Below are 20,400 nucleotides of genomic sequence, written 5' to 3'. Positions count from 1 at the left end.
AGGCTGCCACCCGGCCCTGCAAAAGCCCCGGAAGCCGACTGCTTCCGGGGCTTTTGTGCCGATTCCGTTGTGCAACGGGCCGCGGACGGGCATGGACCGCCGATGACAAGCTCAGCCAGCGCAGGCCTTGTGAACGCGGCCCGCACCTGTATCGTGCAATCGGGCATCCATGGGCTCAGCATGCGCGCCGTGGCGCGGGAGGCCGGGCGTTCGCTCGGCTCGCTCAACTATCATATCGGCGACAAGATCGACCTGATCGCCCGGCTGATCGCGGAGGAGACGGCCGAGCGGCAACGGCTTGCCGAGGCGTGGCGCGTGCGGACCGACACGCTGGATCTGGCCGATCCTTGCGTGCTGGCAGCGGTGATCGCCGCCTTTCTGGATGAAGCGGCAACGACACGGCGGGACTGCACCCTTGCGGGCTGTGAACTGCTGCTGGACGCCGGGCTGGATCCCGCCGGCTATCCCGGCCTCGCCGGGCTGCTGGAAGCCGAGGACGGCTTGTGGGCGGATTGTCTGGCCCCGGCCCTTGGGGCGCATGCCACCGCTTTCGCCGCCGTCATCTCGGCCTATTGCCGCGACGAACTGCCGTTCAGCCTTGCGCTCGACTCCAGCGATTACCGGCTGTTGCGGGCCGCGACCATCATGCGCGTGGCAGAGGGCTTCACCGGGCAGGGTCAGGGCCTTGCCCTCTCGTTCGACAGGCTGGTGGCCCGCTGTGGCGAAGCGAGCGCGGACGTCCGGTTGCCGGTGGACCTGCCGCCGGGCGCACGGCGGACGGAACTGGCAGCACTGATCGCGCGGATGATCGTGGAACAGGGCATCGGCAGCATTTCGCACCGGGCTGTCGCGGCGCGGGCGGAAACCTCCAATTCCAGCGTCGCCCACCATTTTCGCACCCGGGAGGATCTGCTGCAGGCCGGGATGGGCTCGCTGATTCTGGGCCTGCGCGCGGAGTTGCAAACTGCCGACAGGCCCGGTGGCGAACGGGGGCTGCTGCTGATCCGCGCAACCCATTCCATCGCTTTGAGTGCGGTGCGGGATCGCGCGCTGCTGCCCTTCGCGCTGGATATGCGACGGCGGCGGGCGGAAAATGTGCGGGAAAGCATCGGCCGACAGATCGGCGGAGCGGCGGGGCTGGATGGCGCGGGCTGTCAGGCAGCGGTGATTGCGCTGGTTGGGCATGGGATGGCGGCGATGGCGCGGCAGCCGGCCGTCGCATCTGTGCCGATGATCGACCATATCGCGGCGCTGAGGACCGCGCTGACACAGGCTGCCGATCAGGGCTGATCGGCTATGGTCCGCCGGGCAACAAGCGCCGCTGCCACAACCGACGCAGCAAGCGCCCCCCACGCCAGCGGCCAGAACGCCTCGGGCGGCAGGCGGACAGCCCCGCCATCGGCCGACAACCAGCTGCCCACCGCCAGCGCAGACAGGCCAAGCCCGATCTTCATCGCCATGGTGAACAGGGCGAAGGCCGCCGCATAACGTTCGGGCGCGCGGGCATGCAGCTCCGCGCCCAGTGTCTCAGACAGAACCGCCCAGCTCAGCAGGGCGATGCCGCCGCCCGCGATGCCCGAAACGGTGAGCAGCGCCACCAGCGCCGGGGCGTTGGCAGACGCCGCCAGCGAAGGGATCAACAGCGCCTGCGCCCCGGCCAGCAGGTAAGACAGCGCCAGCGCAGGCCGATTGCCCAGCCGTCGCGCCACCGGGCTCCACAGCCAGACCGCCGCCAGACGACCCGCCGTCATCAGCACCACCACCGCTGCACCCAGCGCTGCGATGGTGAATTCCAGATGCATGAGCGCCTTGCCGGTGGCCGCCAACGCCCCCAGCCCGATCAGCGTGGCAAGGCACAGCCGCCGGAAATCCCGGCCCTGCCCCATCTGCAACCCGGATGTGGCGGCTGGCTCATACCCATTCAACAGCAGCGGCAAGGGCAGCATCAGCAGCAACGCGCAGGCGCCCAGCGCCCCCACCAGCAGGGGCGCGACATCGCCTGCCCCGGCCCCGGCGCGCAGGATCGGGAAGCTGGCCAGCCCCACCAGCAACGCCGCGCTTCCAGCCGCAACGGCGCGGACGCGGGCGATCCCCAGATGCCCGCTGTGCGCCGCATAGGCACCCGTCAGACCATTGTGCGGCACATCGGCGAGGCTGAATCCGGTGCGGAACAGCAGCAACAGCAGCGCCGCAGGCAAGGCGTGGCCGGGCGGCAGCAGCGGCAGAGCGACAAAGGCAGCGCAGCTCAGCAGCAGCGCCGCCAATGCGATTTCGGGCAGCCTGCGCCGCACCGCCGGCCAGCGCTGCTGCGCCGCGCCGAACAGCCCGTCACACAGCGCGTTCCACAGGGCGCTGGCCAGAAACAGCCCACCCGCCAGCGCGGGCGGCAGGCGCAGCACGACAACGAGGATGTAGAGCGCGAGGATATCCTCCCCCGCCCACAACAGGCTCTTGCCAAACTGCACGCAGCCATAGCCGACAAGACCCGGCGAAACGGAGCCCGGCGAAACGGAACGGAACCGCATCCACCGCACCTACCCCACAGCCATGACAGCCGCGCGACAGCCACGTCGCGCGCCTGCGCTGCTATTTTTTCGGCACTTCCCGCGCCGGGCCACCGCCCGGAAGCGTCACCACATAAGGCGTGCCGTAATTGTTGCCTGCCACTTCGAAATCCGTGGAGACGATCTGCGCGCCGCTGGCGAAGGCGGCTTCGGCCCGGCGCATATCGTTCACCTTCGCCTCATAGGTTTCGATGTCCGCCCGGGAGCGGACGATATAGCCTTTCTTCACCGCGTCGCGGATTTCCGCCCCGCGCACCAGCGCATTGTCGTCCAGAATGAAGGCGGCATGATCCTGCCCCGGCTGGGAATCGAGGAAGGCCACCCGGCCCTTCAGCCCCGGATGCCCTTCCAGATAGGCCGATGCGCCATCGCGCCCGGTGGCGGTGATCAGCTGGAAGATGAACTTGCCGCGCGCGTCACCCAGCTTTGGCCAGTTGCCCGCCAGCACCGCCTGTTCCAGCGTGGAATAGCGGCCGCGCACATCGTCCGGCGTGATCAGCGCGTCGCGGCCGAACACCTCCAATATGGTGCGGTCGATCTCGTCATAGGTCTCCGCCGTGAACGGCGGCGGCGAAGCAGAGCCGGGCACGATGGGCATGGCCTGCACCTTCGCTTCCAGCATCACGAACACCGGCACATGCCCCGGATTTGCATCGGACCATGTTTTCATCTCTTGCAGGCAACCGCGGAAGGTGGGGCAGCTGCTGCGGAAATCCACATCCGCCATGTGCAGCACCTTCAGCCCCGGTGCCGCCAGCGGGGCCGGATCGAACGGCAGCAGATCGCTGACGCCCTGCCCGCGCAGGAAGCGATAGGCCGCCGGATCGGCATAGGCCCCGCCCTGCGGATCGGCGTTCAGGTCCAGCTCGATCGCCCGCACCCCCAGCTTCAGCTGCTCGGTCAGGCTGGGGTGGCGATAGTTCAGCGCTTCGGAAAAGGTCACGTCATTGGGATGCGCCAGCAGGAACTCCCGGCGCTTCTCCTCTGGCATGGCCCCCAGCATCTTCCCCATGGAGGGGATGCGCTGATCGATCAGCGCCAGCACGCGCGGATCGACCCCTTGCGAGTAGCTGTTGTGCGTTCCCAGCACCTGAATGCGGTTCAGCGGCAGCTTGTCTGACAGGTGAGGCGCTTCCACCGGCGGCTTCGCCAGCAGCGGAGTGGCGAGCGCCAGCGCGAGCAGCGGCATCATTCGGGTGAACATATTCGTTTCCTTGCCCGGCCGCATCAGAAGCGGAAGTTCACGAAAGCACCGGCGGTGCGGCGGGCGTTCGGTGATGTGTAATGCAGCAGCCCCAGCGCGCCGTAGATCTGATAACCCGTTGAGAAATAGGTATCGAACAGGTTGCGGGCATAAGCCCCCACTTCCAGCCGATCATCCAGCAGCAGCACGCCCGCGCGCACATTCACCAGCCCATAGGCGGGCACCAGCGAATAGTCGGGCTGGCCAACGACCGTCCAGTATTTGCTGCGCCAGGCATAATCGGCGTGCAGTTTCAGGCCCATATTGTCGCCAAGACGCGGCGTGTAATCGACCAGCGCCGTGGCCGACCAGTCCGGGGAGTTCGGCAGGCGCGTGCCGGTGTAATCCGTGGTGGCATTGTACACATAATCGGTGAACTTGGCGTCCGTGTAGGTGCCCGACAGCGTGAACGACAGGTCGCTGACCGGCCGCGCCGTCACCGTTGCTTCCACGCCCTGGCTGCGCAGGCCGCCTGCATTGCCGATGGCGGTGGCCAGCAGGTAACCGCCCTGCCCATCCGGCACGCGCGTCAGGATCGTCGCCTGAAAATCGGTGAAGTCAGAGCGGAAGACATCCAGATTCACCCGCAGGCGGCGGCCGAACCATTCCGATTTTAGGCCGACTTCCCACGCCTTCACCGTTTCGTCTTCATAAGGGGCATATTTGTTGCCCACAAAAGCGATCCCCGCGGGCTTATAGCCGGTCGAGAAGCTGGCATAGACCATCGCATTGTCGGCGATCTGATATTCCGGCGAGACACGGATGGAGACATTATTCCCCTTCACCCGGCCAAAACGATAGACGGGTGGCGCGCTGGTGCCCACGAACACCGGCGTGAAGCCGATGATCGGCTCGGGATCGAGATAGACATAATCCAGCCCTTGCGAATTATTGTCGTGGGTATAGCGCCCGCCCACGGCAAGGCGCAGGCTATCGGTGAAATTATACTGCACCTGCCCGAAGATGGCGGCGCTTTCGTTCACCGAATGGAAGCGAGAGGTGTTGCCCGTCTCTCCGATCGCGCCGGACAGTGCGTAAAGCACCTTCGTCGGCACACCGTTGGTGTACACCGGCGCGCCAAGCGTCGCCCATTGATACTGATCCTGCCGCGCTTCCAGCCGGTTGTAGAACAGGCCGACCAGATAGGTCAGCTTCTGATCAGACGGCGAGGCGAGGTGGATTTCCTGGCTGACCTTTTCCGTGCGCAGCCGGCCGAGGTTGTAGGGGATATAGGCGAATTTATCGATCGGCAGCAGATTGGCCGGAGTCCAGTTGTTGTAGCCGCTCTGCCGATAGGCGGTGATCGACGTCAGGCTGTGTGTGCCGAGCTTTGCGTCCATCCGCGCGGAAAGGCCCCATTCCTCGGTTTCGATCTGGCCATATTCGGAATCGGCAGTGTCGGCATTTTTCGGCCCCGGATAGACCCCCAAGCCGTTCAGCAGCGCCGTCACGCCTGCAGGTTGCCCTGATACAGGTGTACGGACACTGCTGTCCCAATGATGGCCATAATCGGCGGACAGCAGGATGCTGAAACTTTCCAGCGGGTCCACCAGCAGGCGCACCCGGCCGCCATAATCATGAGTGGAGCCGACCAGCTTGTTCAGCGTGACGTTTTTGCCGAAGCCGTCCTGTGCATTGTCGAACAGGGAGAAGCGCAGCGCCGCGTCATCCCCCAGCGCCATGTTGACGGTGCCGTTCAAATTGCGGTCGTTGTGCTCACCATAGCTGGCACTGCCCCGCACGCTCTGCTCGCCCAGCACCGGGCGATTGGTGGAAACCGCAATCACGCCCGAGGTGGAGTTTTTGCCGAACAGCGTGCCCTGCGGCCCCATCAGCACCTCCACCCGGGCGATGTCGACAAGGCCAATCAGGCCGTTGGCGCGCTGCGCATCCATCACCACATCATCGACGACGACGTTGACGGACTTGGCGTTGGAGAAATCGAACGAGGTGGTGCCGACGCCGCGAATCTGGAACGCCGCCCCCTGTGTCGGATCATATTGCAGGCCCGGCGCCATATATTGGAGATCGGTGATCGAGGTGTAGCCCGCATTCTCGATCGCCTCACCGCTCACCGTCTGGATGGCGACGGGCACGCGCTGGCTATTCTCGGTGCGGCGCTGCGCCGTCACCACGATTTCGGGCAGGGCCTCATCTTCGCCACCGGAAACCGAAGGCCCGCTTTGGGCGAAAGCACCCCCGTGTGACGCAACCGCGGCAATGGCGATCACGGAAGCTTTGCAAAACAGATGAGCGGCATTCTTTCGCGCGTTGAACATGCGAATCCCCTTTGTGCATCCTTGAAGGTGTAACGATCGGATGGCGGGGCATTAGCCAGCGTTGATGACATTCATAAGTCATCTGTACTGTTCATTCGAAACGCGCGGTACGTTCCCGCAAAAAGCCGCCTGCCGGACGGACGTGCGGCAGGCGGCGAAGGCGGGTCAGTTCAAAAGCTGCGGCGGGAAATCCAGTTCGAACTCAGACAGGTTGGCCGCTGTGCCGAAGGTCTTTTCGCCGTTGCGCCCGGCATAACGGCCCAACAGGGGCGAATAGGTGTAGAAGCGGATTTTCCGCTTTTCGGTGTCGAACTCCATGAAGCGCGTCCAGCCCGCGCCGCCGGTGGCCGAACCGGGCTGACCATCCTTGCCGATGGTATAGCCCTGATAATCCTGCAGGATCTGATACACGGGGTGCCCGGCGTCATTCCGGTCGATCCTGAGATTTTCGCCGTGGGACAGGCCATTCTCGGTCGGCGTCCAGTGGTGGCCGGACAGGATCATGAAAATCGCCGGATTCATGCGAATGAACTTGTCCCAGATTTCATCCGGAGACAGGTTGGCAGCTCCCTTGAAATAGGCGTCATAGCCGCTCGGCCGCTTCGCCTCTGCCACGGAAGCCGGGCTCAGCCACTCGTGGGTGGAGATGATCACCGGCTGGCCCGGATGGGCATCGATCACCTTTTGCGCCCATGCCAGCGCTTCGGGCCGCGGGTCCATCTCCAGAGACAGGTGCAGGAAACGCTTCCCGCCGCCGCTGAACTGCTGATAGCTGTTCAGCCCCTGATTGAACGAGCCGCCATACCAGTTCTTGCCCGCGAAATGCCGGGACTCCGGGCCGAAATAGAGGTTCCACACCCGTGCATCGGCCAGCGGGCGGCGGGTGCCAGGGCTGTTTTCGCCATCCCACCAGCTGTAGCTGTCATAATCATGGTTTCCCGGCACCATGCCGAAGGGAATCGACGAGCGGCTGAGGATGGAGATGGCGCGATTGGCGTTGTCCCATTCGGCCCGCGTGTCCCAGTAACGATAGGTCCCGTCCGGCGCGCCCGGCACCCGCGTGCGGAACTGGCCGTCGCCATGCTGCACGATATCGCCCACGAAGGTGGCGAACACGATGTTCTTCGTGGCCTGCTGATCGACCAGATATTGCATCTGCTGTACGAAGGTTTCCACCCCGCGCGGCTGCGGCAGAGAGGCGTCGGAGTAATTCTGCGTGTCCGGGATGACGGCCACGGTGAAGGTTTCCGCCTGCGCCGGGGCGGCGGCGGCCAGCAGCGCGGCGCAAAGCGCGTGCGCCATCCTGCGGCGAGTGAGCATGATCATATCTGTGTCTTTCCGTTTGCAACCGGCCCGCCGCATCGCATCCCGCCGTTACAGGGGTGCGATGCGGCTGCCCGGTCCACGCAGCGCTGCGATCAGAATTTCGTTCGTGCGCTGATGAAGAAGTTGCGGCCGACAACATCGTAAACACCGCCCGCGCCCAGATAGGTGCCCTGAAGATAGGGGGGCATCCGGTCCGTCAGATTGTTGATGCCCAGCGTCAGCCGCAGCCGATCGTTGAAATTATAGCCGACGGACAAATCGGTGTAGAAAATCGCCGGAATCTCGTCTTCGTCGTTATATTCATCCGATATGGCGTTGGGATCATAGATGCTGGAACCGATCAGGCGGCCATTCACCGCCATGTCGAAGCCACCCTTCGAATAGCTCACCGTCATATTGCCGCGAAGGCGCGGATCCTGAATACCACCCATCTGCAGCACGATGCTCTGCGGCACGCCCGGAACGGCCTGCAGTTCCTTCTTCAGCAGGTAAGTCGCCTTGAAGGCGAGGCCCAATTCCCCCTGCCACAGCGGCACACGGTAATTGGCACCCAGGTCGATCCCGCGCGCTTCCAGCCGCGAGGCGTTGATGGTCTGCGTGGACAAGGCGATCACTGAACGCACAGGATCATTCGGGTCCCGCGTGATCTGCTTGCAGAACACATTGTCCAGCGTGGGCAGGTCCACGCAATAGTTCAGGATGGTGTTGGCGGCGAACTGCGTCACCACATTGTCGATCGTGATGTCCCAGTAATCCAGCGTCATGTCGAAGCCGCGCAGGAAGGTCGGCTGGAAGATCGCCCCCAGCGTGAGGCTGTTCGAGGTTTCCGGCTGAAGATCAGGATTGCCGCCCGCCGTCACGTCTGTCAGGCTCAGGCTGTTCGGCGGCGGCACGGTGATGCCCAGCGCCCGGCAGTTCGCAGAGCGGGTTTCGTTCGCATAGAAGAACGGATCCTCGCAGGGGTCGGCCAGATTGGCCTGCGTGACGTTCACCGGCTCGTACAATTCACCGAAATTGGGCGTGCGAACACTGCGGGAGCGCACGCCGCGGAGTGTAAGCCCCTGGAACGGGGCCCAGATACCGCCGATCTTCCATGTGTCGGTGCCGCCCACGGTGCTGTAGTTCGAATAGCGATAGGCCCCTTCCAGCTCCAGCCGGTGCGCGAACGGCACGTCGCGCAGCACAGGCACGACGATTTCGCCGAACAGTTCCGAAACCTTGAACGACGCCTCGATATCGGGGTGCTTCGACAGCAGGAAGCCGTGCGACAGCTCGCCAGTGGTGGAAAGCGGATCGTCCACCGTCTTCAGCGTTTCATAGCGATGCTCAACCCCGAACGCGACTTGCAGGTCTCCGTAAGGCAAGGCGAACGCCGGGCCGACGATGTTCGCGCCATACAGCTGCTGGGTGTTGGTGCGGCTTTCCTGCCGATCCGTGAACAGCCATGCGCGCTGCTCTGCCGTCAGCGCGCCGGTGCCGAAAATGTTGAAGGGAACGCAACCGGCCGCGCGCGCCGCGGTATCGCGGCAGACGGGCTGACCGGTCAGCGGATCGGCAATGACGTCGCGCGCCGTCACCCAGCGGGAGGCCCGCAGGAAATCCGGGTAGGTGCTGTCATTCTTCGTGCGGCCATATTGGGCATAGGCTTCCCACTTCAGATCGCCCGGCAGTTTTCCGGTCAGCGTCTGCGAAATGGTGAAGGAATCGCGCTCCTGCACGTCGCGGAAGATACCAAACTCCTGATAGGCCCGGGAAATCCGCAGGCGTGTCAGGCCATTCGCCTCCATCATCTGGCGAACGGAGGCAGGCAGATAGGGGTTGTCCAGATAGGCCCAGGGGCTGCCCGCGCCGTTCATGAAGTTGCTGCGGCTGTCCTCGCGGTAATAGGTCAGCGTGCCGTCATAGCGCGACCGCCCGTAATCGAAGCGGAAGATGCTCTCTACATCGTCGGTCAGATCATAGTTGAGGCGCGTGGTGATCGCGAACTGCTCCATCGGCGCGCGCAGCTGGTTGCCCTCGTTCAGGTTGCGGATGTCGCTGACGCCGCCGCCGTCCCCGCCATAATATTCGCCACGGGCGTTCACCGGGGTTTGCACGTAAAGCTGCCGAACCGCACCGTTCTGATAGCCGTAGTTCACATTGTTCAGCACGAAGGTGGGGTAAAATTGATAATAGAATTCACCGAAATCATAGGAGATGATCCGGTCCGGAATGCCATCGTCAAGGCCGGTATTGGCCGGGTTGGCCACATAATTCAGCCGGGTGCTGCCGAACTCGCGGTCATAGGTGGTCAGCCCGTCGCTTTTCACATAGGTCGCCCCCACGCTGACAGAGCCCCGGTCATTCGCGAACCGGCCGCCGCCCAGAAAGGAGGCGGAGAAGTTGGATGCGTCTCCGCGCTGTGAAATGCTCTGCGTCGCCGTGACTTCGAACCCATCCACATCATGTTTGGTGATGATGTTGACGGCCCCCGTCACGGCATCCGCGCCATAGATGGCCGCCGCGCCGCCGGTGATGACCTCGATCCGTTCGATCATCCCGGCCGGGATCAGGTTGAGATCGACTGCGGACGACCGGGCCGACCCGCTCACGCGGCGGCGGCCGTCGATCATCGTCAGGGTGCGGTTGGTGCCGAGGTTGCGCAGGTTGATGGAGGCGGTTCCGCCGTCCATGCTGGCCTGGGCGTTGCCCCGCCCCACCCCGATGCCGATCGCGGGTTCACGGATCAGGGCGTCATAAACCGTCACCAGCCCAAGCCGCTCGCTATCCTCCATGCGCACCACGCTGACGGGCATGGGCGATTCCAGCTCCGGCCGGGCGATCCGCGACCCGGTCACGACGATCGCATCCTGCGACGCGGCGACATCGACCGGATCACCTTCAAGGATCGCGACCTTGCCATTGAAGGAACGCACCCGCAGGCCGGTTCCCTCCAGCAGCCGGTCCAGCGCCACGCGCACGTCCAGTTCGCCCTTCACGGCGTTGGTCGAGCGCCCCTCGGTCGCGGCCCCGGCCGCGATCACCTCGATATTCGCCTGACGCGCGAACGCGCGAACACCGTCTGACGCGGGCTGGGCGGCAATATCGAAGCGGTGGGTCTGCGCATGAACAGGAACAGCCGCCACCATTGCCACGGCAACAGCCGCCAATGAGATGGAATTGAAACAGCGAAATGAAGTCATCGAGACACGCCCTTGATCTGGTTGATTTGCTCTCAGGACGCGCCTCTCCAACAATTCCGTCAGACGAGAATCTGTTATTGTTTCAAGGCATTAAGACTTCATTTTTATGACGATCCGCCCCTTCTCATGCGCCACCTCGGCGTCTGCGAACTGCGCGACGGCTTCTGCAAAACCCTCCGGATCATTGGCGCGGAACAGCCCGACGATCCTCAGATCGCCGATCGCCGGATCCGCGATTACGATCTGTGTCGAGTTGATCCGGTTGAAGCGCGCCACCGCAGAAGCGATCGGCACATCGTCCAGCGAGATTTTGGCGATCGCGGGCGGCGGCAATGGCCGTTCCGCCGCAACCGTCCGTTGCGGCGCGAGCGTCGGTTCCAGCGCCAGCTTGTCGCCGGCGCGCAACAGCACCGCCTGCTCCCGCTCATCCCGCGCCCAGACCAGCACGCTGCCCTCCGCCACGGCAATGGCACCACCACTCTCACCTTGCCGCCTGACAGAGTAGCGCGTGCCGGTGGCCTGCGCATAAACCGAACCGGATTGCACCACGAACGGCCGCGCCTGATCCTTCGCGACCTTGAACGAAGCCTCGCCAGACAGAAGGACAATCCGGCGGGTCTGATCCGACATCGAGACCTGAATGCGCCCGCCATCCCGCAGGGTCACCACGGACCCGTCGGCCAGCTTCATCGTTTCCGCAGCATCTGGCATGGCCGGTGCCCGCACCGGCATGATCGAAGGCAGTCCGGCCGGAATGACGAGCAAAAGGCAAAGCGCCAGCCCCGCCATCAGCACGGCTCCACCTGCCCCGCCCTGCCCGCGCAAGCGCCGGAACAGCCCGGCATCCCGCCAGCCGGGCTTGTCATTGTCGTTGACGTGCGATTGCCGGGGCGGTTCCGCCGTCAGCGCCCGGTCCAGGATCTTCAGGCCGGCACGCGCCCGCAGATAGGCCCCGCGATGGCGGCGATCCCTCGCCAGCCAGAGGTCGAGTGCAGCCTGCTGCTCACCGTCCAGTTCGCCATGCGAGGCACGAACCGCCCAATGCGCGGCCGCCTGCTCGATTCCGGGATCAGAACTGGTCAAGCTTGCCTCCCATCCTGTCCGTCAAACGGCCCTCCTCCTCGGCGATCGCTGCCAGAACCTTGCGCAGCCCTCTGGTGACATGGTTCTCGACGATGTTCTCGCTCACCCCCAGCTGCTGCGCGGTTTCCTTCTGGGACAATCCGTGAACCCGCCTCAACATGATGATCTGACGCGCGATTTCCGAAAGCCCGTCCAGTGCCGCCCGCACCCGCTCGAACTGCTGACGGCTTTCGACAACCCGATCAGGCAGGGGCGATTCATCCATGACGTATTGCCAGTCGATTTCCGTCATCGAGCGGATATTGGCGACTTTCGCCCGGCGAACCCCATCCAGCACCACCGATTGCACGGTCGCGAAGAAATAGGCCCGGCCACTGTCGATATGATCAACCGAGCGCAGCGCGGAAATGCGGCAATAGGCTTCCTGAAGCACATCCTCCACATCCACGCTGCGCCCCCAGCGCCGGACGAGCCAGCCACGCACCAGCGCTTCATGGGGCAGGATCTCGTCCGCCACCCATTCGGCCAGCCTGTCCTGTTCATCATCCATCAAATGCGCTCAGCCTGTCGAAGAAGCGCTGAGCTACAAACAGCATGTCGTTGCAGAATTGTGACAATTTGGAATCAATTGCATGACGGGCTGGAAAGTCGCCCGGAAAGAGCGCCTCGCAAAATTCCTGCGATCAGCAGTGGATTTTTCCCTTGGGCACTATATATACCGCTCGTTATGGAAGCCGACACCGCACCAGTTCAGAAAGGCCGTCCGCGCGAATTCTGCACGGATCGCGCCCTTGCGGCTGCGCTTCAGGTGTTCTGGAGCAAGGGCTATGAAGGCGCGTCGCTGACGGACCTGACAGAGGCGATGGGCATCACCCGGCCCAGTCTCTATGCCGCGTTTGGCAACAAGGAAGCGCTGTTCCGCAAGACGCTGGACCTCTATGAAACCGAGAAGCTCGACTATGTCGGCAAGGCGCTGGCAGAGCCGACGGCGCGGGCGGTTGCCGAACATTTCATGCGCGGCGCACTTGAGAACCAGACCCGCAAGAGCGAACCGCACGGCTGCCTCGACGTGATCGCGTCGGTGGCCTGCGGCGAGGAAGCCGCCTCCATCCGCGAGGAAGTGCTGGCGCGCGGGGCCACCGCCCGGCGCAAGCTGGTGGAGCGGATGCAGCGCGCCCGCGACGAAGGCGATCTTCCCGAACAAATCGATCCGGAAAGCATCACCAGCTATCTCTATGCCGTGCTGCAAGGGATGGCCGTGCAGGCCGGTGCGGGTGCCTCGCGCGAGGAACTGGAGCGGCTGGTGGAGACCGCGCTGCTGATCTGGCCGTCGCACTGACAGCGACTGCCAGCCCGGATCGACAAAAAGATATCGACCGGTATAAAAGCTTCTTGACGCAGCGCAGCGCAGTATATATACCGATCAGTATTGAATGATCGGCGACACGCAGTCGGCGATGGATCAAGAGGATCATGCCATGCCGCAGTCGCTCAAACACCCAACCGGCTAACAATCACCGGGCAGCTAACAATCATCGGGGTGCCGCACGGCCCCCATGCAAGCTCCTTAGTTCAGGCTGAACGCATCGACGGCAACTCCCGCCGTTGAGGGTGCCCGCCTGCACGACAACCGGATCAGATCGACTGATCCGGCATCGGCGGAGCTTTGCCGGCTTTTCTTGCTCTCAGGACAAAGGGGATATCCCATGGCCTTCAGGACTTTCTCGGACACGGCCGACATGGATATGGCCGCAGGCATCTCCGCCCGGATCGATGCCGCCAGCTTTACCGATCTGGAATGGTCGGTTGTGGATATCGCCCGGCGCGATCCGCTCTCCAGCATCCAGGCACCGGGTCGTTTCGCGGGCAAAATGGCGGCCCTGCTGGGCAGCCGCCGCTCACTGCCGCTGGCCGATCCGCGGCTGGAAGCGCTGCGCCGCTTCGCCGTTGTCGACCATCACCTGCGCGAGCGGCTGCCGGATTCAGAAGTCGCGCACTTTGTCGGCGCGGGCTTTTCGATGGCGCATGTGCGGCTGCTGCGATCCAGCCCTTCCCTTCCCCACTCCTTTGCCATCTGACGGAATTTCCCGATGACCCACCAGCCCAACCGCTTCGAAGCGGTCACCGAAGTCGCCGCCCCCACGCTTGACGATAACGACGCACCGCCGCGCCGCTTCCCGCGCCGGGCGCAGCTTGGCCTTGCGGCCCTGCTGCTGCTCGCGACGGCGGGAACCGGCATCTATCTCGCTGGCGGCAGGCCGGCGCAGGCCGATGCCCCGCCGCCGATCCCCGACGTCACGGTGAGCGCCCCGCTGCAACGCGCGATCACCGAATGGGATGATTACACCGGCCGTTTCGAGGCCAGCCAGGCCATCGACATCCGCCCCCGCGTGTCGGGGCAGCTGGTGTCCGTGCATGTCCGCGATGGCGATGTCGTGCGGAAGGGGCAGCTGCTTTACACCATTGATCAACGCCCGTTTCAGGCGGCGCTGGCCGAGGCGCGGGCGCGGGCCGCAGCTGCCGAAACGCAGGTGGCGCTGGCGCGCAGCGAATATGCCCGCGCCGCCCGCCTGCTGAGCGACGAGGCGATCAGCCGCGAGGAAGTGGATGCCCTGCGCGCGGCGGCGAAATCCGGCGAAGCTGCCGTTGCCGCCGCGCAAGCCGCCGTCCGGTCGCGCCAGCTCGATCTAGAATTTACGCAAATCCGCGCCCCCGCAACGGGCCGCATTTCCGATCGCCGCGTCGATGTGGGCAACCTCGTCAGCGCGAACGACACGCTGCTGACCACGCTGCTGGCGCTCGATCCGATCTATTTCAGCTTCGATGGGTCTGAGGCGCTGTATCTGAAGGCGCAGCGCCGCGACGGCGGGGCGGCGACCACGCAGCAGGTGGAAATCCGCCTGCAGGATGAAAGCGGCTACAACTGGCGCGGCAAGGTGGATTTCACCGACAATGCCATCGATCCCGGCTCCGGCACGATGCGCGGACGCGCCGTGATCGCCAACCCGGACTATTTCCTCGTGCCCGGCCTGTTCGGCAACATGCGGCTGACAAGCGGCGGCAGCGTGCAGGCGCTGCTGGTGCCGGATGCGGCCGTCCGCACCGATCAGGCGCGCAAGGTGGTGTTCGTCGTCGGCGCAGACGGCATTGTGGCGGCCCGTGCCGTGGAACCCGGCCCGATGGTCGGCGGGCTGCGCAGCATCCGCAACGGCCTGAAGCCGGAGGACCGGGTGATCATCAAGGGCGTTCAATTCGCCATGCCGGGCGGCAAGGTGAACCCGCGCCCCGGCCGCATCGACCCGCCCGCGCAACTGGCCGCCGCCGCCCCGGCGCAAATCCCCAATGCCTCTCAGGCGACGCTCGCGGTCAACTGAGCCGCGCCTGAAGCCACCGAAAGACCCCGCCATGGGCATCAGCCATTTCTTCATCCGCCGGCCGATCTTTGCCGGCGTGATCGCTATCATCATCAGCATCGTCGGGCTTGCGGCCTATTTCGGCCTGCCGGTCGCGCAATATCCCGATGTGGTGCCACCCACCGTCACCGTGTCTGCCAACTATCCCGGTGCCTCTGCCGAGACGGTCGCCGACACCGTTGCCGCCCCCATCGAGCAGCAGATCAACGGCGTGGACAATATGCTCTACCAGTCCTCGCAATCGACCGGGGACGGCAAGCTGGCGATCACCGTGACCTTCCGCATCGGCACCGATCTGGATACCGCGCAGGTGCTGGTGCAGAACCGCGTGGCGCTGGCTGAACCCAGCCTGCCGGACGAGGTGCGCCGTCAGGGCGTGGTGGTGCGCAAGACCTCGCCGTCGTTCCTGATGGCGGTGAACATCCTGTCGCCCGGCAATGTGCTGGATCGCGGCTATGTCTCCAACTACGCGCTGACGCAGTTGAAAGACCGGTTCCAGCGCATCGAGGGCGTGGGCGATGTGCAGATGTTCGGCGCGCGCGATTATGCGATGCGGGTTTGGATCGATCCCGGCCGCGCCGCGGCACTTGGGCTGACGGCGGGCGACATTGTTGGTGCGCTGAGGGCGCAGAATGTGCAGGTCGCGGCGGGCACCGTGGGCCAGCCGCCCTATGATCGGGGCGTGTCGCAGCAACTGGCGGTGGAAACGCAGGGCCGTTTCAAGACCGTCGACGAATTTGCCGCCATCGTCATCCGCACCGATCCCACCTCGGGCGCGCTCACCCGCCTGCGCGACGTGGCGCGGGTGGAGCTGGGGGCCGAGGATTATGGCGTCAACGGCTACCTCTCGGGCCGGGATTCGCTGATCATGGCCTTCACCCAGCGGCCGGGCAGCAATGCGCTCGCCACGGCAGACGCGATCAAGTCCGAACTGGCGGACGCCGCGAAAAGCTTCCCTGAAGGCCTTGAATATAAGATCATCTGGAACCCCACCGAATTCATCAGCGAATCCATGGCCGCCGTGCAGGACACGTTGTTCGAAGCGGTGCTGCTGGTCGTGCTGGTGATCCTTGTGTTCCTGCAAAGCTGGCGGGCGGCGCTGATTCCGGTGATCGCAATCCCTGTTTCGCTGATCGGCACCTTCGCCATGCTATCGGCGCTTGGCTATTCGCTGAACAGCCTGTCGATGTTCGGGCTGGTGCTGGCGATCGGCATCGTCGTCGATGACGCCATCGTCGTGGTGGAAAATGTGGAGCGCAACATTGAGTATGGCCTCAGCCCGCGCAAGGCCGCCCACCGCTCGATGGACGAGGTGTCCGGCGCGCTGGTCGCCATCGTGCTGGTGCTGTGCGCGGTGTTCGTGCCCACCACCTTCCTCACCGGCATTTCCGGCGAATTCTACCGGCAGTTCGCCGTCACCATCGCCACGGCGACGGTGATCTCGCTGCTGATGTCGCTCACGCTGTCCCCGGCGCTGGCCGCGCGGCTGCTGAAGCCGCGCGCCGAACAGGCACCGGCAAGCGGCTGGCGGCGCATCGCCTTCAACGCGGGCGCGGCCTTCAACAACCGCTTCGAGCAACTGTCCGACTGGTATGGCGATTTCACCCGCCGCGTGGTGAGCGCGCCGAAGAAGATGCTGGGGCTTTATGCGGCGCTGATCGTCGCCACGGGAGCGCTGTTCTGGGCCACCCCCACCGGCTTCGTCCCGGCGCAGGATCAGGGCTATTCGCTGGCCGTGCTGCAATTGCCGCCGGGCAGTTCCATCACAGAGACGGACCGCGTGCTGAAGGGGGCCGTGACGAAGCTGCTCGCCGTTCCCGGCACGGAAGCGGCTGTGATGTTCTCGGGCTTCGATGGCGCGTCCAACACGCAGGCCTCCAACACGGCGGCGGCCTTCATCACCTTCAAACCCTTCGCCGAACGCGCGGGCACGGATCGCACCGCGCCCAATATAGAGGCCGACATGCGCGCGGCGCTCGCGGGCACCGATGAAGCGATGGTGTTCGTGGTGCCGCCCCCGGTGATTCAGGGCATCGGCAACGGCGGCGGTTGGCGCATGATGGTGCAGGATCGCACCGGGGCCGGGCCGCAGGCGCTGGAGCAAGCCGCAGGCAGCCTGATCGGCGAAGCGCATAAAGAGGCGGGCCTCGCCAACGTCTTCACCCTCTACAACACCGCGTCCCCGCGCATTTATGCCGATATCGACCGCGCCAAGGCGGACATGCTGGGCGTGCCGCCCGCGCGGGTGTTCGAGGCGTTGCAGGTCTATCTCGGCTCGGCTTACGCCAATGACTTCAACCTGTTGGGCCGCACCTTCCGGGTAACCGCGCAGGCCGACGCGCCTTTCCGCGACGATCCGTCTGACATCGCGCAACTGAAGACGCGCTCCAACTCTGGCGCGATGGTGCCCATCGGCGCGGTCGCCACCTTCGAGGATCGCACCGGGCCGTATCGCGTCACGCGCTACAATCTGTTCCCGGCGGTGGAAGTGGATGGCGAAAGCGCCAAGGGTCATTCCTCCGGCCAGTCCATCGCCACGATGGAGGCGCTGGCGGAAAAGCTACCCGCTGGTTTCAAGGGCGAATGGACCGGCATCGCCTATGAGCAGAAGCAGGCAGGCAATGTCGCCGCGCTGGTGTTCGCTTTCTCGGTGCTGTTCGTATTCCTCGTGCTGGCGGCGCAGTTCGAAAGCCTGATCCTGCCGCTGGCGATCATCCTGATCGTGCCGATGACGCTGCTGGCGGCGATGGCTGGCGTGAACATCCGGGGGATGGATAACAATATCCTCACCCAGATCGGCCTGATCGTGCTGGTGGCGCTGGCGGCGAAGAACGCCATCCTGATCGTGGAGTTCGCCAAACAGGCCGAGGAACGTGGTGCCACCGCCATCGAAGCGGCAGTGGAAGCCGCCCGCGCCCGGCTTCGGCCGATCCTGATGACGAGCTTCGCCTTCATCCTGGGCGTGCTGCCGATGGCCACCGCCTCCGGCCCCGGCTGGGAACTTCGGCAGGCGCTGGGGACGGCCGTGTTCTTCGGGATGATCGGCGTCACCCTGTTCGGGCTGGTGTTCACGCCTGTGTTTTACGTCGCGCTCCGCTCGCTGGGCGGGCGGCGCGGCACCGGCGGAGCGCCCGCTCCGATGCCGGCGGAATAAGGATTAAGCCCATGCGTTTCGCAAAAGCCGCCCGGCTGGCGCTGTCCGCCGCCAGCCTCCTCACCCTCGCCGCCTGCGCGGTGGACCCTGATTTCGTGATGACCTTGCCGCCGCAGACCAGCGCCGGGGCCTTTGTTTCGGCGGCCAACCCGGCCTTCACGCCGCAACAGCCGGAAGGCCAATGGTGGCGGCTGTATCAGGATCCCGTGCTGGACAGCCTCGTGGCCGATGCGCTGGCGCACAACACGGACCTGCGCGTCGCCAGCGCCAACCTCGCTCGCGCCCGGGCGGTGCTGGGCGAAAGCCGCAGCGCCCGCCTGCCGCAGACGCGCGTGGCGGCAGGCGCCAGCTATCAGCGGGCCGACCGGCAGACGGTGGAAGGCTATGATATCGGGCTGGAAGTCGCCTATGAAGTCGACCTGTTCGGCCGCGTGCGCCGCTCCATCGAAGCCGCCCGCGAAGACGCCGCGGCAACCGAAGCGGCCCGAGACGCCATGCGCGTCGCGGTGGTTGCGGAAACCACGCGGGCCTATGCCGATGCGGCGGCCGCCGCCGAGCGGCTTTCAGTTGCGGAGCATAGCGTCGCGCTGATCGACCGCACGCTGAGCGTCACCACGAAGCGCTTCGAAGCGGGCCGGGGAACCCGGCTGGACGTCGCCCGCGTCGCCTCGCTGCGCGATCAGCAACGCGCCGCCGTGCCCATGCTCAGGGCCGAGCGCGAAGCCGCGCTGTTCCGGCTCGCCACCCTCACCGGCCGCCTGCCCGCTGATCTTCCGGCCGAAGCGGCGGCGCGCCAGACGGTGCTGCGGCTCGATCAGGCGATCCCGGTGGGCGATGGCCGCGCGCTGATCGCCCGCCGCCCCGATGTGCGCGAAGCCGAACGGCGGCTGGCAGCCGAAACCGCCCGCATCGGCGTGGCGACGGCAGACCTCTATCCCACCATCAATCTGGGTGGCTCCATCGGCGCGACCGGGGCATCATTGGGGGATCTGTTCACCGGCGGGCCGTTCCGCTGGCTGATCGGATCGCTGATCGACTGGTCTTTCCCGAACCAGCAGGCCAGCCGCGCCCGCATCGCTCAGGCCGAAGCCTCGGCAGCAGCGGCACTCGCGAATTTCGACGGCGTGGTGCTGAACGCCTTGCAGGAAACCGAAACCGCGCTCTCCGCCTATGCCAACGAGCTGGACCGGCGCATCGCCCTCAACGATGCACGCGGGCAGGCGGAGGTCGCCGCAAGGCTGGCGCGCATCCAGCTGCGCGAAGGCAAGATCGATTCTATCGAACTGCTGGATGCCGAACGCTCCCTGGCGCAGACGGAAGCGGACCTCGCCCTGTCCGATTCCCGCATCGCCGACAAACAGGTGGACCTGTTCCGCGCACTGGGCGGCGGCTGGCAGGCCTGACCGACGAAAGGCGCGGAACAAGCAGACCCGGCTCAATTCACGAACACATTGCCCCCGGCTTTCAGATTCGTCAGCGCTTTCACGCCGTCATTGGCCCAGATGGTGAAGGCTCGCTCGAAATCGGACTGGTTGGTGACTGAGTTGCGCGCCCACATCATGGTGCCGCTGTCGCCGATGTCGCGCTTGTCGACGGCCCGGCCGAGCAGCTTGCCGCTCACCGAATCCGCTGCTTCCAGCGTCATTACCGCAGAGCCAGCGTCGCGTGCGTAAGTCCGTCCGCGCCCTGCACTGTTGATGTCCGGTGCCGTCACCCGGATGTCAGACAGGCTGACCTTCACCCGCAGCACATCCGGGCCGGGCTGCTGGACGATGCGATAGCCGCCCTTCGTGAAGCTTTTCGTGAACACCCCGGCCGCGCCCGTGCGGACCTGATCCAGAATTTTCGCGGCTTCCTCGTTGGTGATATCCGTCCCCAGACCGGGCGAGTTGCTGTTGTAATCCCGCTGCCAGTTCTTTGCGAAGCTGGCGTCCACCGGCTCCAGCAGGATCGCGGTGTAGGGCCGGAAATCCGCCCCCGGCAGCACATAGGCCTGATCGACGCGCTTCGCCTTCACGGCGGCAAGCCCGTCCGCATCCGGCGCGGGTTCCGCCCACAGCGGGTTCGCAAACAGGGTGATGGCTGCAACAGCCGCAAGGGTGTGACGGGAAAAGGCAGTTCGGTTCATGGGTGAATATCCTTCACTGAAAGGCGCG

Annotated in this window: 14 protein-coding genes; 6 read left to right on the top strand and 8 right to left on the bottom strand. The window is 65.0% G+C overall.

The genetic code is table 11. From position 1 onward, the window contains the following. The first annotated feature begins 102 nt into the window (after positions 1–102). A complete protein-coding gene (locus FJQ54_RS02410) occupies positions 103–1,290 on the top strand; it encodes a TetR family transcriptional regulator (RefSeq protein WP_140926769.1) in 1,188 nt (395 codons plus the stop codon). Here the strand turns inward: FJQ54_RS02410 and FJQ54_RS02405 are convergent. The 7 genes from FJQ54_RS02405 to FJQ54_RS02375 form a co-directional block, all read right to left on the bottom strand. Continuing rightward, positions 1,281–2,525 (bottom strand): MFS transporter, encoded by a 1,245-nt coding sequence (locus tag FJQ54_RS02405; RefSeq protein ID WP_140926767.1) that lies wholly within the window; start codon positions 2,523–2,525, stop codon positions 1,281–1,283. The two genes, FJQ54_RS02410 and FJQ54_RS02405, sit on opposite strands and share 10 nt — an antisense overlap. A gap of 61 nt (positions 2,526–2,586) precedes the next feature. Next, positions 2,587–3,768 carry a Ca2+-dependent phosphoinositide-specific phospholipase C gene (locus FJQ54_RS02400; RefSeq protein ID WP_140926765.1) on the bottom strand — a complete coding sequence of 394 codons (1,182 nt, stop codon included), beginning with the start codon at positions 3,766–3,768 and terminating at the stop codon, positions 2,587–2,589. A gap of 23 nt (positions 3,769–3,791) precedes the next feature. Beyond that, positions 3,792–5,942, bottom strand: a complete 2,151-nt coding sequence (locus FJQ54_RS02395; protein WP_235890285.1) for a TonB-dependent receptor — start codon at positions 5,940–5,942, stop codon at positions 3,792–3,794. Positions 5,943–6,251: 309 nt separating this feature from the next. Beyond that, positions 6,252–7,412 (bottom strand): metallophosphoesterase, encoded by a 1,161-nt coding sequence (locus tag FJQ54_RS02390; RefSeq protein ID WP_235890284.1) that lies wholly within the window; start codon positions 7,410–7,412, stop codon positions 6,252–6,254. A gap of 92 nt (positions 7,413–7,504) precedes the next feature. Next, positions 7,505–10,594: a TonB-dependent receptor gene (locus tag FJQ54_RS02385; protein WP_140926761.1), complete on the bottom strand. Its 3,090-nt coding sequence runs from the start codon at positions 10,592–10,594 to the stop codon at positions 7,505–7,507. Between the two features lie 90 nt (positions 10,595–10,684). After that, entirely contained in the window at positions 10,685–11,677 is a 993-nt protein-coding gene (locus FJQ54_RS02380) for a FecR family protein (protein WP_140926759.1), read from the bottom strand. After that, a complete protein-coding gene (locus tag FJQ54_RS02375) occupies positions 11,664–12,227 on the bottom strand; it encodes an RNA polymerase sigma factor (protein WP_140926757.1) in 564 nt (187 codons plus the stop codon). Before FJQ54_RS02375 ends, FJQ54_RS02380 begins: the two co-directional genes overlap by 14 nt. A gap of 177 nt (positions 12,228–12,404) precedes the next feature. Between FJQ54_RS02375 and FJQ54_RS02370 the strand changes: the two genes are divergently transcribed. From FJQ54_RS02370 to FJQ54_RS02350, 5 genes are all read left to right on the top strand, one after another. Continuing rightward, positions 12,405–13,016, top strand: a complete 612-nt coding sequence (locus FJQ54_RS02370; protein ID WP_140926755.1) for a TetR/AcrR family transcriptional regulator — start codon at positions 12,405–12,407, stop codon at positions 13,014–13,016. Between the two features lie 367 nt (positions 13,017–13,383). Next, positions 13,384–13,755, top strand: coding sequence for a hypothetical protein (locus FJQ54_RS02365; RefSeq protein WP_140926753.1), 372 nt, complete (start codon positions 13,384–13,386; stop codon positions 13,753–13,755). A 12-nt stretch (positions 13,756–13,767) separates the two neighbouring features. After that, positions 13,768–15,051 carry an efflux RND transporter periplasmic adaptor subunit gene (locus tag FJQ54_RS02360; protein ID WP_140926751.1) on the top strand — a complete coding sequence of 428 codons (1,284 nt, stop codon included), beginning with the start codon at positions 13,768–13,770 and terminating at the stop codon, positions 15,049–15,051. 31 nt (positions 15,052–15,082) lie between these two features. Continuing rightward, positions 15,083–18,244 (top strand): efflux RND transporter permease subunit, encoded by a 3,162-nt coding sequence (locus FJQ54_RS02355; RefSeq protein ID WP_140926749.1) that lies wholly within the window; start codon positions 15,083–15,085, stop codon positions 18,242–18,244. Positions 18,245–18,255: 11 nt separating this feature from the next. Further along, positions 18,256–19,647, top strand: a complete 1,392-nt coding sequence (locus FJQ54_RS02350; RefSeq protein WP_140926747.1) for an efflux transporter outer membrane subunit — start codon at positions 18,256–18,258, stop codon at positions 19,645–19,647. A 32-nt stretch (positions 19,648–19,679) separates the two neighbouring features. Here FJQ54_RS02350 and FJQ54_RS02345 read toward each other — a convergent pair whose 3' ends face one another. Continuing rightward, on the bottom strand, positions 19,680–20,372 hold the full coding sequence (locus FJQ54_RS02345; RefSeq protein WP_140926745.1) for a DUF3313 family protein: 693 nt from the start codon (positions 20,370–20,372) through the stop codon (positions 19,680–19,682). Between the last annotated feature and the right edge of the window lie 28 nt (positions 20,373–20,400).

It is taken from the genome of Sandaracinobacter neustonicus (assembly GCF_006385875.1).
Classification (GTDB): domain Bacteria; phylum Pseudomonadota; class Alphaproteobacteria; order Sphingomonadales; family Sphingomonadaceae; genus Sandaracinobacteroides; species Sandaracinobacteroides neustonicus.
This window is presented reverse-complemented; position numbering and strand designations above follow the sequence as displayed.